This window comes from Pseudomonas sp. B2021, assembly GCF_018135665.1.
Taxonomy (GTDB): domain Bacteria; phylum Pseudomonadota; class Gammaproteobacteria; order Pseudomonadales; family Pseudomonadaceae; genus Aquipseudomonas; species Aquipseudomonas lactis.
Genome location: NZ_SMOF01000001.1, coordinates 1,302,655 through 1,317,873 on the forward strand (window position 1 = coordinate 1,302,655; position 15,219 = coordinate 1,317,873).

Consider the following 15,219-nt stretch of genomic DNA (forward strand, 5'->3'; position numbering starts at 1 on the left):
CGCGGTGTTCGAAGGTGTAGAGCAGGCCTTCCTCGGCGGCGAGGCGGGCGATGAAATCGAGGTCGGTTTCGCCGGCCTGTACGCAGTATTCGCGGCGTTGGTGGTCGAAGCAGATTTCGCGGCGGATGTCGGTCAGTCGGTGCTCGGCGAGCACACTGGTGATGATGTCGGGCACTGTCTGGCCCTGAAAGATGCGCCAGTTGGAGCGCAGGTTGAAACGCGCCAGGGTCGGTTCGATGACGGCGGTGTAGCGGGTGCGATGGAAGCCGGTGTCGCCCTGGGTGAAGAGGCTGACCAGGCCGTGTACGTAGCGCACCGGCATTTCGCCGCGCCAGATCGTGAACAGCCCTGCCAGGTCGAGCACGTTATTGAAGTCGATGGCGGCGTTGTGGCTGGCCAGTTCCAAATGCAGTTTGAACGGCTGGGACAGGCCTTCTTCAAGCGTGAAGGACACCACATCGAAGGCATCGCCTTTCAAGGGCTCGAACGTGAATCGCAGGTCGCTTTGGCGGGGCATGGAGCTTCCTTTTTTCCTGTTGCCCCGCCAATTGCAATTGCCGTCAGCCGGGACACGATGGGGAACATGCAGCTCGCAGAACCGCAGGTTGGGGCCGATCTTAGGAAGCCGTAAGCGAACCCTTCAATAGGGTGGAGGGAATCAAGAGGTCTCTTACTTATTGGAGGGGCAATAGCTGTAGGACTTATCCATCATGGCCAGCCAGAGGCCCGTCGAACCTGGCCAATGCCATCCGGGCGGACGTGATCAGCTATAGTGGCCGACGACTCTGCAGAGGAAGACCCCGTGTGCGATTAGCGCTTTTATTGTCCGCTTGCCTGCTGTGCCTGAATGCCCAGGCCGCGCCGGTGGATGTCGCCAGCCTGGACCGTGGTACCTGGCCGGAAAAACTCGTCAGCCCGGCGCTGTTCGATGTGGCTTCGCGTGCGGAGATCCTGATGTTTGCCCACGGCCTGCTCGCCAGCGAAGCCTTGGACGACGCCGCGCTCAAGCAACGCCTGGGGCTGAAGATCATCAACCTGGCTGCCATCGACGACCTGCGTCGCCAGCTCTGGCAACGGCTGTTGGAGAACTACATGTTCGCCCAGCAGAGCTGCGAAGAAGACGCCTCGTTCTGCTACCTGGTGGAGAACATGGACGACCTGCGTGAGCAGGCCGGCAAGTTCGAGGTCAGTGACAACTCGTTCTATATAGGCTGGGCCGCCCCCAGCCGGCACTTTCACGCACGCTATCTGGACGAGTTGTTGCGCAAGGCTGCACTGTTTCCGCAGATCAGCAGTGAAGTGGCGCGCTTTGGCGATCATGAGCGCAACGGTGATGAACTCAATGACCGGATGTTTTTACTGACCTTCGACGGTGGCCCTGCAGCTGTCAGCGGCAATACCGACTGGCTCACCGATTACCTGCGCAAGCAAAAGATGAACGCGACGTTCTTTGTCCTTGGCAGCAGCTTGCAAACCCGCGTGGAGCGCAGTTCCGCCGCCGATGTGCAGGCGCTGTACCAAGGGCAGTGCGTGGGTGTGCAGGGCTGGCAGTACCGCTCCCATAGCCATTGGGTCGACTGGCAAAGCTCCATCACCCGCAGTGCCGGGCTGGTACAGAACCTGATGCCGGAAAACTATGTGCCCTTGTTCCGCCCACCGTATGGGCAGCGCCGTGCGGACAGCCAGGGCTTCTTCCAGCAACAGGGCCTGCAAGTGGCGTTATGGGACATCGATTCCCAGGACGAGCCGGGCAAGCTCAAGGCCGATGAGTCGGCGCAACGGGTGCTGACGTTGATGCTGCTGTGGCGCAAAGGCGTGATCGTGTTTCACGACACTCAGGACAAGGCGCGGGTGGCATTACCAATGGTATTGCAGGCGACGGCGCAGAGTGGCTTGGGTTGGCAGGAGTGTCGCGAGGCATTTCGATGAAGTGCCCGACTTTGCTGGGGATGGGGTGTTTTCGGGGCGATTTGCTGCGACATTTCGATGCAGGCGGACTTCCGACTTTAACGGGGTACATGGCACTCGGCTAGTGCTATTCGTCATCCTGAAAAATAAACTTCAAAAAAGCGTCAAAGTGCTTTTTCCTGTCATGGGTTTTGCGGTATTACGAAGTCAGATCGCCGAAACCTGCAGCACAGGTGGCGTCTTCCAAGACTCCTCCTGTGGGCACTGCACTTGACCTTGTTCAAGGTGCAATCGGTGGTCGAATCGAGGCGCAGCACCGCCCAGGTATTGCGTCGAATGGCTCCCACAAAGGTGACCGAGTATGGATGATCATGGACGTAACCCTTCTTCCGACCAGCCAATCCTTTATGTGCTTGATACCAACGTATTGATCCACGATCCAAACGCACTGCTGAACTTCGAAGAACACCACGTCGCCATCCCGATGATCGTGCTTGAGGAGCTCGACAAACTCAAAAGCGGCCACCACAGCGTTGCCGCCGAATGCCGCCAGGCCATCCGCCTGATCGACAAGACCCTGGGTGAAGCCTCGCCCGAGGACGTTGAAGTCGGCGTACCGATCCAGCGTGGCAAGGGCGGGCCCAAGGGCTTGCTGTCGATCCTGATGAGCAAGCGCAGCGAGCCCAACAGCCTGCTGCCGGAAAACCTGAACGACAACAAAATCATCAACCAATTGATCGACCTGCATGCGCGCGACAAGGACCTGCGCGTGGTGCTGGTGACCAAAGACATCAATATGCGCCTCAAGGCTCGAGCGTGTGGGATCGCTGCCGAGGACTACAGCACCGACCAACTGGTCGACGACGTGTCGATGCTGTCCCGTGGTTATCACATGATGACCGGCTCGTTCTGGGACCGTGTGAGCAAGGTCGAAACCCGTCAGGACCACGGCCGCACCTGGCACCAGGTACAACTGATCGACAACCTGCCGGCCGTGCATATCAATGAGTTCATCGTCGATGAACAGGGCTTCGTGGGCTGGATCAAAGAGATCCAGGTCGACAAGCTGCTGATTCTCGACCTGCATCAGGAACCCCTGTTGCACCAGGAAGCCTGGGGCCTGAAACCGCGTGATATCTACCAGAGCCTGGCGCTCTACGCGCTGCTCGACCCGGACATCCACCTGGTCAACCTGACCGGCGCCGCAGGCTCGGGCAAAACCATCCTGGCCCTGGCCGCCGCCATCGAACAGACCATGGTCACCAAACGCTATCGCCGTATCATCGCCACCCGCAGCGTGCAGGGCCTGGACCAGGAAATCGGCTTTCTGCCCGGTACTGAGGCGGAAAAAATGGAGCCGTGGCTGGGGGCGATTACCGACAACCTCGAAGCCTTGCACATGGATGACGAAAACACCCATGGCAGCGTCGACTACATCCTCAGCAAAGTGCCGTTGCAGTTCAAATCCCTCAACTACATCCGAGGTCGCAGCTTCCAGCAAAGCCTGATTCTGATCGATGAATGCCAGAACCTTACGCCGCACCAGATGAAAACCATCATCACCCGTGCGGGCGCCGGTTCCAAAGTGGTGTGCCTGGGCAACCTGGCGCAGATCGACACCCCTTACCTGTCCGCGACCAGCTCCGGGCTGACTTACCTGACGGAACGCTTCAAAGACTTCCCGAACGGCGTGCACATTGCGCTGCAAGGGGTACCCCGTTCGATTCTGGCTGAATACGCCGAGTCCCATCTGTAACTACAGCGAACCTGCGACGAAAAGCCCCGGATTTTTCACGAAGTCCGGGGTTTTTGTTTTGTGCGACATTTGCCTGCGTTAACGCGTCCCGGGTGCTTGTGGTCTCTGTAATTATTTTGTTACATTTTTTCTTGCGGTAAAAACTATAAGAACACTGCAAGACCCCGTCGGAACACCACCTCCTTGATTCGACGAACGTTTAGAAAACCTGTCCAGGGTTTTCACCGTGACCCTGCCTATTACAAAAGCCCGAAACACCGCTCATTGATGACGCACATATCCAAAGGGAAAGGAAAATGGACGTAGCAGGTAATGGCTTCACTGTGTCGCAACGCAATCGCACCCCCCGTTTCAAGACCACACCCCTCACACCCATAGCACTCGGCCTGGCCTTATGGCTGGGCCACGGTTCCGTGGCCAGGGCAGACGACAACCCTTACACCCCGCAGGTACTGGAATCGGCGTTCAGGACAGCCGTCGCCTCATTCGGCCCTGAGACTGCCGTGTACAAAAACCTCAGGTTTGCCTACGCCGATATCGTCGATCTTGCGGCCAAGGACTTCGCGGCCCAGTCCGGCAAGTTCGATTCGGCCCTCAAGCAAAACTATGAGCTGCAACCCGAGAACCTGACCATCGGCGCCATGCTCGGCGACACCCGTCGGCCACTGGACTACGCCTCGCGCCTGGATTACTACCGCAGCCGGCTGTTCAGCAACAGCGGCCGCTACACCACCAATATCCTGGACTTTTCCAAGGCCATTATCGCCAACTTGCCGGCCGCCAAGCCTTACACCTACGTCGAGCCAGGCGTTAGCAGCAACCTCAATGGGCAGTTGAACGCCGGCCAGTCCTGGGCTGGCGCAACCCGTGACTGGAGCGCCAACGCGCAAACCTGGAAGACCCCGGAAGCTCAGGTCAACTTTGGCCTGGACCGCACCAACGCGTACTACGCCTATGCCTTGGGCATCACCGGTAAGGGGGTGAATGTCGGCGTGCTGGACTCGGGCATCTTCACCGAACACTCCGAGTTCCAGGGCAAGAATGCCCAGGGCCAGGACCGGGTGCAGGCGGTGACCTCCACGGGCGAGTACTACGCCACCCATCCGCGCTACCGCCTTGAAGTGCCCAGTGGTGAGTTCAAGCAGGGTGAGCATTTCAGTATCCCAGGGGAATACGACCCGGCGTTCAACGACGGGCATGGCACGGAGATGTCCGGGGTGCTGGCCGCCAACCGCAACGGCACGGGTATGCACGGCATTGCCTTCGACGCCAACCTGTTTGTCGCCAACACTGGCGGCAGCGACAACGACCGCTACCAAGGCTCCAACGACCTCGACTACAACGCATTCATGGCCAGCTACAACGCCCTGGCGGCGAAGAACGTGGCGATCGTCAACCAGAGTTGGGGGCAGAGTTCGCGCGATGACGTGGAGAACCACTTCGGCAACGTCGGCGACAGCGCCGCGCAAAACCTGCGCGACATGACCGTCGCCTATCGCCCGTTCTGGGACAAGGCCCATGCCGGGCACAAAACCTGGATGGACGCCATGGCCGATGCGGCCCGGCAAAACACGTTCATCCAGATCATCTCTGCGGGCAACGACAGCCACGGTGCCAACCCGGACACCAACGCGAACCTGCCGTTCTTCAAACCGGATATCGAAGCTAAGTTCCTCTCCATCACTGGCTACGACGAAACTAGCGCCCAGGTCTACAACCGCTGCGGTACGTCCAAGTGGTGGTGCGTGATGGGCGTATCGGGCATTCCATCTGCCGGCCCCGAGGGCGAAATCATCCCGAATGCCAACGGCACCTCGGCCGCCGCGCCGAGCGTTTCCGGGGCCTTGGCGCTAGTGATGCAACGCTTCCCCTACATGACCGCCAGCCAGGCGCGGGACGTGTTGCTGACCACCGCCAGCCTGCAAGCGCCGGATGGTCCGGACACGCCGGTTGGCGAGCTGACCGGAGGCCGCACCTACGACAACCTGCAACCGGTGCATGATGCCGCGCCGGGTGTGCCGCAAGTGCCGGGTGTGGTCAGTGGCTGGGGCTTGCCCAACCTGCAAAAAGCCATGCAAGGGCCGGGGCAGTTCCTCGGTGCGGTGGCAGTGGCGTTGCCCAGTGGTACCCGCGATATCTGGGCCAACCCGATTTCCGATGAAGCCATTCGCGCCCGCCGCGTAGAAGACGCTGCCGAACAGGCTACCTGGGCCGCCACCAAGCAGCAAAAAGGCTGGCTCAGTGGCCTGCCCGCCAATGCCTCGGCCGACGATCAGTTTGAATACGACATCGGTCATGCCCGGGAGCAGGCAACACTCACCCGCGGCCAGGACGTGCTCACCGGCAGCACCTACGTCGGTAGCCTGGTCAAGTCCGGGGATGGCGAGTTGGTGCTGGAAGGCCAGAACACCTATTCGGGCAGTACTTGGGTACGCGGAGGCAAATTGTCGGTGGACGGCGCATTGACCTCTGCCGTGACGGTAGATAGCAGCGCCGTGGGCACGCGCAATGCCGATAACGGCGTGATGACCACACTGGGCGGCACCCTGGCCGGCAACGGCACGGTGGGCGCCTTGACCGTCAACAACGGTGGGCGAGTGGCCCCTGGGCATTCGATAGGCACACTGCGCACCGGCGATGTCACGTTCAACCCGGGTTCGGTGTATGCCGTCGAAGTCGGGGCCGATGGCCGCAGCGACCAGTTGCAGAGCAGCGGGGTGGCGACCCTCAATGGCGGTGTGGTGAGCGTGTCCCTGGAGAACAGCCCCAACCTGTTGACCGCCACCGAGGCGCGCAGCTTGCTGGGCCAGCAGTTCAATATCCTCAGCGCCAGCCAAGGTATCCAGGGGCAGTTTGCAGCGTTCGCCCCCAACTACCTGTTCATTGGCACTGCGCTGAACTATCAACCGAACCAGTTGACCCTGGCGATAGCCCGCAACCAGACCACCTTCGCCAGCGTCGCGCAAACCCGCAATGAGCGGTCGGTGGCGACGGTAGCCGAGACATTGGGCGCTGGCAGCCCGGTCTACGAAAGCCTGCTGGCGTCGGATTCCGCCGCTCAGGCGCGGGAAGGGTTCAGGCAACTGTCGGGGCAACTGCACTCGGATGTGGCGGCGGCGCAAATGGCCGACAGTCGCTACCTGCGTGAAGCGGTCAACGCTCGCCTGCAACAGGCGCAGGCACTGGACTCCAGCGCGCAGATCGACAGCCGTGACAACGGCGGCTGGGTACAGCTGCTTGGTGGACGCAACAACGTCAGTGGTGACAACAACGCCAGCGGCTACTCCTCGTCCACCAGCGGCGTACTGCTGGGCCTGGACACCGAGGTGAACGACGGCTGGCGCGTGGGCGCGGCGACCGGTTATACCCAAAGCCACCTCAACGGCCAGTCGGCGTCGGCGGACAGCGACAACTATCACCTGTCGGTCTATGGCGGCAAACGCTTCGAGGCGATTGCCCTGCGCCTGGGCGGTGCCAGCACCTGGCACCGTCTGGACACTTCGCGACGGGTGGCCTATGCCAATCAGTCGGACCATGCCAAGGCCGACTACAACGCGCGTACCGACCAAGTGTTTGCCGAGATCGGTTACACCCAGTGGACCGTGTTTGAACCCTTCGCCAACCTCACGTACCTGAACTATCAAAGCGACTCGTTCAAGGAAAAAGGCGGTGCCGCAGCCTTGCATGCCAGCCAGCAAAGCCAGGACGCGACACTCTCCACCCTGGGCGTGCGTGGCCATACCCAGCTGCCGCTCACGTCCACCTCGGCGGTGACCCTGCGCGGTGAGCTGGGTTGGGAGCACCAGTTTGGTGATACCGATCGTGAAGCTTCTCTGAAGTTTTCCGGCAGTGACACGGCCTTCGCCGTCAACAGCGTGCCTGTGGCCAGGGATGGCGCGGTGATCAAGGCCAGTGCACAAATGGCGCTGACCAAGGACACCCTGGTGTCGTTGAACTACAGTGGCTTGCTGTCCAACCGCGGTAACAACAACGGGATCAATGCCGGGTTTACCTTCCTGTTCTAACCTTGAATGTAGGAGCGAGCTTGCTCGCGAAAAACGTCAACGATAACGCGTGCACCCTGGGTAAACGCGGCGCCTGTGAGTTTTTCGCGAGCAAGCTCGCTCCTACAGGGTGGGATAAACAGCCCTGCGCAAATTTTGACCCACAGGTTTACAATCCCTGCTCCTGATCAGGAGTATCCCTGTGCTGACTCATCTCGATTCCCAAGGTCGCGCCCATATGGTCGACGTCACCGACAAAGCCGTGACGTTCCGTGAAGCGGTGGCGCAAGCGCGGGTGCGCATGCTGCCCGACACCCTGCAAATGATTGTCGACGGCGCCCACCCCAAGGGCGACGTGTTTGCCGTGGCCCGCATTGCCGGGATCCAGGCAGCAAAAAAAACCAGTGACTTGATCCCCCTGTGCCACCCGTTGATGCTCACCGGCGTCAAGGTCGAGTTGAGTGCCGACGGTGCAGACGCGGTTCTTATCGTGGCGCGCTGCAAACTCTCCGGCCAGACCGGCGTGGAGATGGAGGCCCTCACCGCCGCCAGCGTCGCCGCGCTGACGATCTACGACATGTGCAAGGCGGTGGATCGCGGCATGACCATTGAGAGTATTCGCCTGCTGGAAAAGCTGGGCGGTAAAAGCGGGCATTTCAAGGCGGATGAACAATGAGTATCAACGTACTGTTTTTTGCGCGGTACGCCGAAGCGGTGGGCTTTGATTCGCTGGAGATGGAAGGTGAATTTGCCACCGTCGACGCTGTGCGCCTCGCGCTGGCCTCAGACCCGGAATTCGCCGTGCTCAACGAAGCGAGCCTGATGTGTGCGCGCAATGAAGAGCTGTGCAGCCTCGACGAACCGGTACAAGCCGGTGATGAAGTTGCCTTCTTCCCACCCGTGACCGGAGGCTGAGTATGGCCATTCGTGTGCAGGTCGAGGCCTTTGATCCCGGTGCCGAAGTCAACGCCATGCACGCGGCCAATGTGGGCGTGGGCGCGGTGGTGAGTTTTGTCGGCTATGTACGCGACTTCAATGACGGGCGCGACGTGTCGGGGATGTTCCTGGAACACTACCCCGGCATGACGGAAAAGGCCCTGGCCAAGATCGCTGTGGAAGCCGAGCAGCGCTGGCCGTTGCTCAAGCTGGAGGTGCTGCATCGTATTGGCGCGCTGGAGCCGGGCGAGCCGATTGTGTTTGTCGGCACGGCCAGTGCGCATCGCCAGGCGGCGTTTGATGCCTGTGCGTTTGTGATGGATTACCTGAAGACGCAGGCGCCGTTTTGGAAGAAGGAAAATACACCGGAGGGGCCGCGGTGGGTGGAGAGGCGAGAGTCGGATCATTTAGCTGCGAAGCGGTGGATATAAAATACGATGTTTTGAAGGCGCTCGGCATGCCTTGTCATAAACGGGTTAAATAAGGTTTGTAAAAGCATTTTTTAAGTTCGTTTTTCTATTAAAAAACCCCCGCTACTGTCAATTGTGACAGTAGCGGGGGCTTTTTTTTGGGTGTTAACTGGCTGCAACCACATCGGTTTTTCAGTGAGACTCAAAGGTTGATGTAACTATTAATATACACGTCGGAGTAAGAATATGGCCGCTGGAGATATTAGTTTAAAACGGTTTGATATTGAACTTCCGAGTGGCCAGTTGGTGACCCGTGAACTTTACGCCAATGGGCGGCATCAATGTCGTGTAAGTTTGTTGGTTGTCAAAATTGTTGAAGATGAGCGCGGAATTTGGGTTGAAACGCCCTTAACCGAAGTCGAACGCGCAAGTGCTACCGTCACCCAGTTTGGTACGCCCAATCAACCGTTACCGCCGGGTTGGTACTGTGATACTGAGAAAAATAAATTTGACGCTGGCCTTTGGCGTGTCGCGGATCCAGGCGAGCAATGTACCCAAGCGTCTGAACCTGTCGAACTTGTGCCTGAAGCTACTGTTGTCGAATTGATACCTCGGTATATGCGTGCTGCTACCAGCGTTCGTGATGACCCCGTAAGGTTTATGGGGCGTATTACTTTAGGTGGTAAGGTGTTTACGACCAACGGCAGCGCTGGGGGGACGATTTTTTATACCTATGTGGATATTTTTCCCATGCTTGCAATTCGCCTGTTGGTACGCGACCTGACTGAGTATCAAGACTTGAATGCCTTCAGTGGAGAAATTGCCAACAACAAAATTGATATTGATGTCTATTACTGGATGCCGCCGTCTGGTTTGCGGTTCATCGAAAACAAAGGGTTGGATAACCCGGTACCAGTCACGCTTGAAGGTATGTATTTTCAAACATCGTTTATTTATAACTTTAGTGGTGGTAATCGGAAAAAAGGTGGGATTGTTTGGAAAAAAGACGCGCTGGGGTTGCAGTTGCGAGTGGATGATGTTCAACGGCCTGCCGGGGATAATCCCTTTATTGAATTCAATCGTTACGCAACGATCATGCGGGCGATACGGTACTCCGGCTGGATTGACAGCCCTAATAGCGAGCGCATGAGTCCGTGGAGGTTACTGGATAACTTCGGTTGCGAGCATGTATTTCGGATTGCCCATGGCGACAACAGAAATTTGTTGAGATTAGTGGACGTTGGTTTTGAGGAACTGGATTGATACCGCTAAGGCGACTATTCGAAGGCAGAGGGCAATACCGCCATGAATATTTATTCCAATGCATTTAACTTCAGTACCCACCTCAATGGGGTAGTCGACCCGCGCACCGGGCAATACACTGCTCGTATCAACCTGGGCACCTTCTATCCACAAGGACCGTTGGAGATCAGCCGCAATATTGCGCTGTCCTTCTCGATGTTGAGTTCCGATCAATCAGGGAACTATGGCGCCGGATGGAGTCTGAGCAATACCGAGCTCGACTTGGCAACTTCATCACTCACGCTCATAACAGGTGAGCGTTATCAGATCCAGAGTCTACCGTCCGTCGGTGGCACGCTGGTGATTAAGGATTGCAAACTTAAAGACGTGGTTGTCAAGCGCATCGCCGAGTCGGAACTGCATGTCATCTACAAAGAGGGTACGGTCGAAATACTGGGACGCCCTATCAATCCCGGGCCTTTCAAAATTATGGCGATCGCATTTGAAAACGGAGAGCGTTGGAACTTTCGTTATCTTGATGGTGGGCCACTGAAACACATTCTTGACCAAAATGGGCAAGAGATGCTTGTGCTGACTTACATTGATGGTTTGCTCGTTATGGCTGATGCGCGGATTGAGGGGGGACGTTATGCGCGTACTCGAATAAATTATGGTAATGCCAACAATCAACTGGTGAGCGTCACGGTGCCGTATGACAGCACACAGGTTCCGCCAGGCACGGCGTCCTTCAATTTTATCTATCGCCAGCCGTTTCGCAATGGGCTGATTGCGATCACTGAAGTTGAATCACCCATGGGGGGTACCGAGCTAATCAGTTATGAAGAGAATGGTCACCCTTATGCAGCTGGTCAGTTCATCCCGCGCGTGGCAGGTTGGCGGCGGACGCCGGGTGCGGGTCAGCCTCCTATAGGTAGTGTCTACAGCTATAGTCCAACGCATAACTTCACGGGCTATTATTCTGGAAGCGTTTATCGACCTGGCGAGGACAATTTGTATCTGGTGGTCGGGGACTACGATTATTGGACCGACGAAACCTTGATCGACACCAGCAACAATGACGCCGTTCTCTGTGTTACGCGCACTACCTATAACAAATTTCATCTGTTGAGCGAGGAGCGGGTGACGCGCGAAGGTACGCGAGTCATTACGACATACGATTATAACGTTGAGCCCGGAAAACTGTTCCCAGACCAGCCAGCCAACCTGCAACTTCCTCGGCAGATCACCAATCGTTTCGAGCTGGTTGCAGACGGCAGCACGCGTGAAGAAGTACAAGTGTTGGAAACAGATGAGTACGGTAACGTTCTTAGCCGCACCGAGTCTTCCGGGGTTCGCATCGAGTACAGCTATTATCCGGTCGCAGGTGAAAGCGGCAAATGCCCAGCCGATCCCCATGGGTTGTTTCAGCGTTACTTGAAGCACGAGCGCCTGATCCCCGTAGGAGGCACTCCTACAGACCGACTTACCGAGTACACCCACACGCGTGTACCCAAAACCGGCACGCATTACCTTGTCTTGCAAGCGTCCAGTAGTCAGGCCGGAGTGTTCCACACGGAACAAACATACTTTGATGCCCCCGTGGAGTTGTTAGGCCGGGTGAAAAATACGTCCAACACGATTGATGGGCTGTCGTTGGTCAGCGAATTCAGTTATGCCATGGCGGGAGACAACGTCAGTGAAACCCGGCGTATGCAGGGCCGCGAAGCGCAATGGCTCGAATCCACACGCACACTCTCCCGAACCAATCGACGCCTGCTCTCGATGACAAGGGATGGTGGCAGCACGCTTGCTTTGACGTTCGATGCCAGTGGCCGTTTGACGGCGGAAACGGTTTCCCCCGGTAAACCCCAACAAGCCGCGCACCGCTATGCCTATCATTTTGCAACGCAAGCAAAGCGTGCCCATCTGATTTCCACCGACGCCCAGGATAATCAGGTCATCACCTACTTCGATGGCCTCGGACGGCAGGTGTCCGAAGCCCAAATATTGGGCGAGGAGCAGGAGCGCGTCACCCGGACCTGGCGCTATGACGCACAGGGGCGAACCGTTGCAGTGGTCAATACCGACTACCTACCTGACGGGGTGCGTTCGCTGGCAAGCACGTATGCCTACAACCCTTGGGGCAACGCCAGCCGTGTGACGCATACCGATGGTCGTGTGCTGATCGATGAGTACGATCCGTTGCTTAATCTCAAGATCGAGGGGGTAGAGGGCGCAGAGCGCTTGAAGACTTATTTCAATGAGCATAACCAGCCGATCCTGGTGGAGCGTCTCGATACGAGCGACAACAGTGTCAAAGTGGAGTCGCGCACATACGACGGACTGGGTCGATGCGTGTCGGTAGTGGACGTCAACAGCAACCTGACCGAGTTCACCTATGATGCCTTCGACCGCCAAGTGACGGTCCATCAAAAGCCGGTCGATGGCACCCCACACCGTTTGCGCCAAATGGACTACGCTCCCGGCACCAGCTGTGCGTCAGTCACCGCACTGACGGTTGAAGGCAAACTGTTGGGCGCCCGTACTTATGACAGCCTGGGGCGCATCACCAGCCAGGCGCACGGCGCGAGGCGAGCCACGACTTGGGAGTACGAGGCAGGTTGGATGGAACCTGTCGCAATGGTCTCGCCTCGAGGCGCACGGCAACGCCTGACTTACGACAAGGAATTGGATGTGCCAACCCGGATAGAAATGACCGGGTTGCCGGAGAGTACCTATCAACATGATCCCGTTGGAGGGGCTGTCACGCGTTCGGAGACCAATGGGCTGATTCATGAGTTTTTCCAAGACGTGAATGGCCATCCCGATAAGGAAATTCAAACTGCAGCCGGCACGACAGTGACCACACTTTTTGGCTATTCTCCTGGCGGGCGTCTGCTGCATCAAACGGCTGCCGATGGTCAGCGTAGTGAGCTGGAGTACGACGCCCAGGGGCGGTTTTCCAGGATGATCACCGGCGCTATGGTGATTGAGCAAAGCTACGACAGCCTAAGTCGACCGCAGAACCTGACCACTGGTTATGACAGCACGCAGATAGTCACCAAAATGTCTTATGACGCTCTGGGAAGGGAGGCCGAGCGGCGTTTTGAGCAGAACGGTACGCTGCTTCAGGTAATGACCAGTACCTATCACGTCAATAATATGCTGGCGACCCGCTTCCTGCGCGACGCGAGTTCACGAGTGGTGATCGCAGAGACGTTCACCTACGATGCCTACCTGCGGCTCAAGACCTACCGCTGTGAAGGCCTCGAACGCCCTCAGGATCAAATGGGGCGCGGTATCGCCGGGCAGGACTTCAGCTTTGACAATCTCAATAACATTACCCGGGTTGTCACCTCCTTTGCTGACGGCACCCAAGACATCTGCGCCCGTTATTTCAGCGGTCTGGATCCCACTCAACTGACGCGCCTGACCCATACACTTCCGGCGCAGGATGTCACGCTGACATATGACGCATCGGGCAATCTGTTGATTGGCCCTTCCGGCCAGGTCTACACGTATAACGAATTTGAACTGCTGACCGGTGTACGGATCGCTGGTGTCCAATACAGCTACCAGTACGACGCAGAATCCCGCCAGGTACTCGCTTCACGCAATAGTGAGGTGCCGGTGATGCTGGCATATGCAGGCGAGCGTCTTGAAACCTTGGTTGAAGGTAATAAGAAAATCCGCTATTTCAGCAGTGAAGACCAAGTGGCGGCGCGCAGTGGTGGTGTGGACGGGCCGCAATTGCATGCCAACGATGCCTCTGGCAGCGTGCGTGGTATTTCTGCGCCGGGCCAGGCTCATGTGCGGCGGCACTACACACCTTATGGCGACGCCAAGCTTGCCCTGGATGATGGCAAAGCCCGCAGCCTGGCTGACCTGCAAATGCCAGCGTTCAATGCTCAGCGGCTGGACGCGGCGACGAACCTCTACGTGCTCGGCAACGGCATGCGCGTCTATGATCCTGCCCTGATGATGTTTCTGCAGCCTGATCCCTTGAGTCCATTTGATGAGGGCGGAATCAACAGCTACGCGTATTGTGCAGGTAACCCGATCAACCTGATCGACCCTAGCGGGCTATGGCCGAACTGGTTGAAATGGGCGCTGACCGGGGCGGCTTTGGTCGCCTCGATAGTGGCGTTGGGGTTTGCGGCTCCCGCAGTGGTAGCGGCGGCTACGGCGTACACGGCTGCGGCGTCTGCGGCGGCCGTGGCTGCAACCGCGACAACCGCAGCCACAGCCACAGCGTCTGCGATGGCTCTGGCCTCCAAGGTAGCCTTAGCGACTGCCTCGACGTTGGGCGTCGTGGGTGGAACATTGAGCACCGCCGCATTGGGTATCGCCGAGGTCGACAAAAAAATGGGCTGGGACCGCTCACACCATATCCAAAATCTCGGGTGGGCGGCTTTAGGGTTCTCTATCGCATCATGGGTAGCCAGCGTCGCGGGGGCTTATACGTCAGCAAGCTTGGCCTTCAATGCCGCCGTGAAAGCCGGGGCAGCCAAGGATTTTGTCAAGTACGCCAGCTTTTTTGACACCCCGGTGGGCAGTGGCCTTGCCGCGGCCGGCAAACGCATGGTGGGCCTGACCTATAAGTTTACAGATAAATGGGGGGTCACCCCTTACAGCCAAGCGTTTGGTGTCACCCGTTTTGCCTTGAGAACTACCAATTTTGGTCGGGCGATCGAGGCCAGGATCAAGAGCGCGTCGCCTTCACCTGTTCCTGAGTCCGACCAATCCGGATCTACTGCGTCGGCTCAGCCTCAGCCTCAGCGGCCAGCGGCCAGCGGCCGGCAGCCGGTTTGCCGACTTGCCCGCCAGTGGCGCTGATTACTATCAGGCATTCAGAGATGAGGCGACGCGTATCCGCCAGCCTATGCTGCGGGGCTGATACAGGCGTGGGTATGAACGCTTGAGCGCTTGATGCAAACGAATGTGGGAGGGGGCAAGTCGCCTA

At 58.0% G+C, this 15,219-nt stretch carries 8 protein-coding genes and 1 pseudogene; 8 read left to right on the forward strand and 1 reads right to left on the reverse strand.

The window, feature by feature from the left end; genetic code table 11:
- Positions 1-517, reverse strand: a pseudogene (gene vgrG, locus E1K68_RS27695) (type VI secretion system tip protein VgrG); the annotation flags it as partial.
- A gap of 287 nt (positions 518-804) precedes the next feature.
- On the opposite strand from vgrG, the gene E1K68_RS05820 reads away from it, so the two are divergent.
- The 8 genes from E1K68_RS05820 to E1K68_RS05855 all read left to right on the forward strand — a co-directional run bounded on the left by E1K68_RS05820 (position 805) and on the right by E1K68_RS05855 (position 15,092).
- Positions 805-1,929, forward strand: a complete 1,125-nt coding sequence (locus E1K68_RS05820) for a polysaccharide deacetylase family protein (protein WP_003188743.1) — start codon at positions 805-807, stop codon at positions 1,927-1,929.
- A gap of 340 nt (positions 1,930-2,269) precedes the next feature.
- The gene (locus E1K68_RS05825) at positions 2,270-3,664 is read left to right on the forward strand and encodes a PhoH family protein (protein WP_003188745.1); all 1,395 of its coding nucleotides are present in this window, start codon (positions 2,270-2,272) and stop codon (positions 3,662-3,664) included.
- A gap of 296 nt (positions 3,665-3,960) precedes the next feature.
- Complete coding sequence (locus E1K68_RS05830) at positions 3,961-7,689, forward strand: autotransporter serine protease (RefSeq protein WP_212613864.1); 3,729 nt, start codon at positions 3,961-3,963, stop codon at positions 7,687-7,689.
- A gap of 181 nt (positions 7,690-7,870) precedes the next feature.
- On the forward strand, positions 7,871-8,344 hold the full coding sequence (gene moaC / locus E1K68_RS05835; protein ID WP_057710970.1) for a cyclic pyranopterin monophosphate synthase MoaC: 474 nt from the start codon (positions 7,871-7,873) through the stop codon (positions 8,342-8,344).
- Positions 8,341-8,583, forward strand: a complete 243-nt coding sequence (moaD, locus tag E1K68_RS05840; RefSeq protein WP_120248691.1) for a molybdopterin converting factor subunit 1 — start codon at positions 8,341-8,343, stop codon at positions 8,581-8,583. The genes moaC and moaD overlap by 4 nt, the downstream gene beginning before the upstream one ends.
- A gap of 2 nt (positions 8,584-8,585) precedes the next feature.
- The gene (moaE, locus tag E1K68_RS05845; protein WP_212613865.1) at positions 8,586-9,035 is read left to right on the forward strand and encodes a molybdopterin synthase catalytic subunit MoaE; all 450 of its coding nucleotides are present in this window, start codon (positions 8,586-8,588) and stop codon (positions 9,033-9,035) included.
- 225 nt (positions 9,036-9,260) lie between these two features.
- Complete coding sequence (locus tag E1K68_RS05850; RefSeq protein WP_212613866.1) at positions 9,261-10,277, forward strand: hypothetical protein; 1,017 nt, start codon at positions 9,261-9,263, stop codon at positions 10,275-10,277.
- A gap of 42 nt (positions 10,278-10,319) precedes the next feature.
- On the forward strand, positions 10,320-15,092 hold the full coding sequence (locus E1K68_RS05855) for an RHS repeat-associated core domain-containing protein (protein WP_244858778.1): 4,773 nt from the start codon (positions 10,320-10,322) through the stop codon (positions 15,090-15,092).
- Positions 15,093-15,219 lie beyond the last annotated feature (127 nt).

What these genes read in the sequence shown, in the direction of transcription:
- moaD (WP_120248691.1), top strand. Translation starts at nt 8,341, where the DNA reads ATGAGTATCAACGTACTGTTTTTTGCGCGGTACGCCGAAGCGGTGGGC.
- E1K68_RS05850 (WP_212613866.1), top strand. Translation starts at nt 9,261, where the DNA reads ATGGCCGCTGGAGATATTAGTTTAAAACGGTTTGATATTGAACTTCCG.
- moaE (WP_212613865.1), top strand. Translation starts at nt 8,586, where the DNA reads ATGGCCATTCGTGTGCAGGTCGAGGCCTTTGATCCCGGTGCCGAAGTC.
- E1K68_RS05825 (WP_003188745.1), top strand. Translation starts at nt 2,270, where the DNA reads ATGGATGATCATGGACGTAACCCTTCTTCCGACCAGCCAATCCTTTAT.
- E1K68_RS05830 (WP_212613864.1), top strand. Translation starts at nt 3,961, where the DNA reads ATGGACGTAGCAGGTAATGGCTTCACTGTGTCGCAACGCAATCGCACC.
- E1K68_RS05855 (WP_244858778.1), top strand. Translation starts at nt 10,320, where the DNA reads ATGAATATTTATTCCAATGCATTTAACTTCAGTACCCACCTCAATGGG.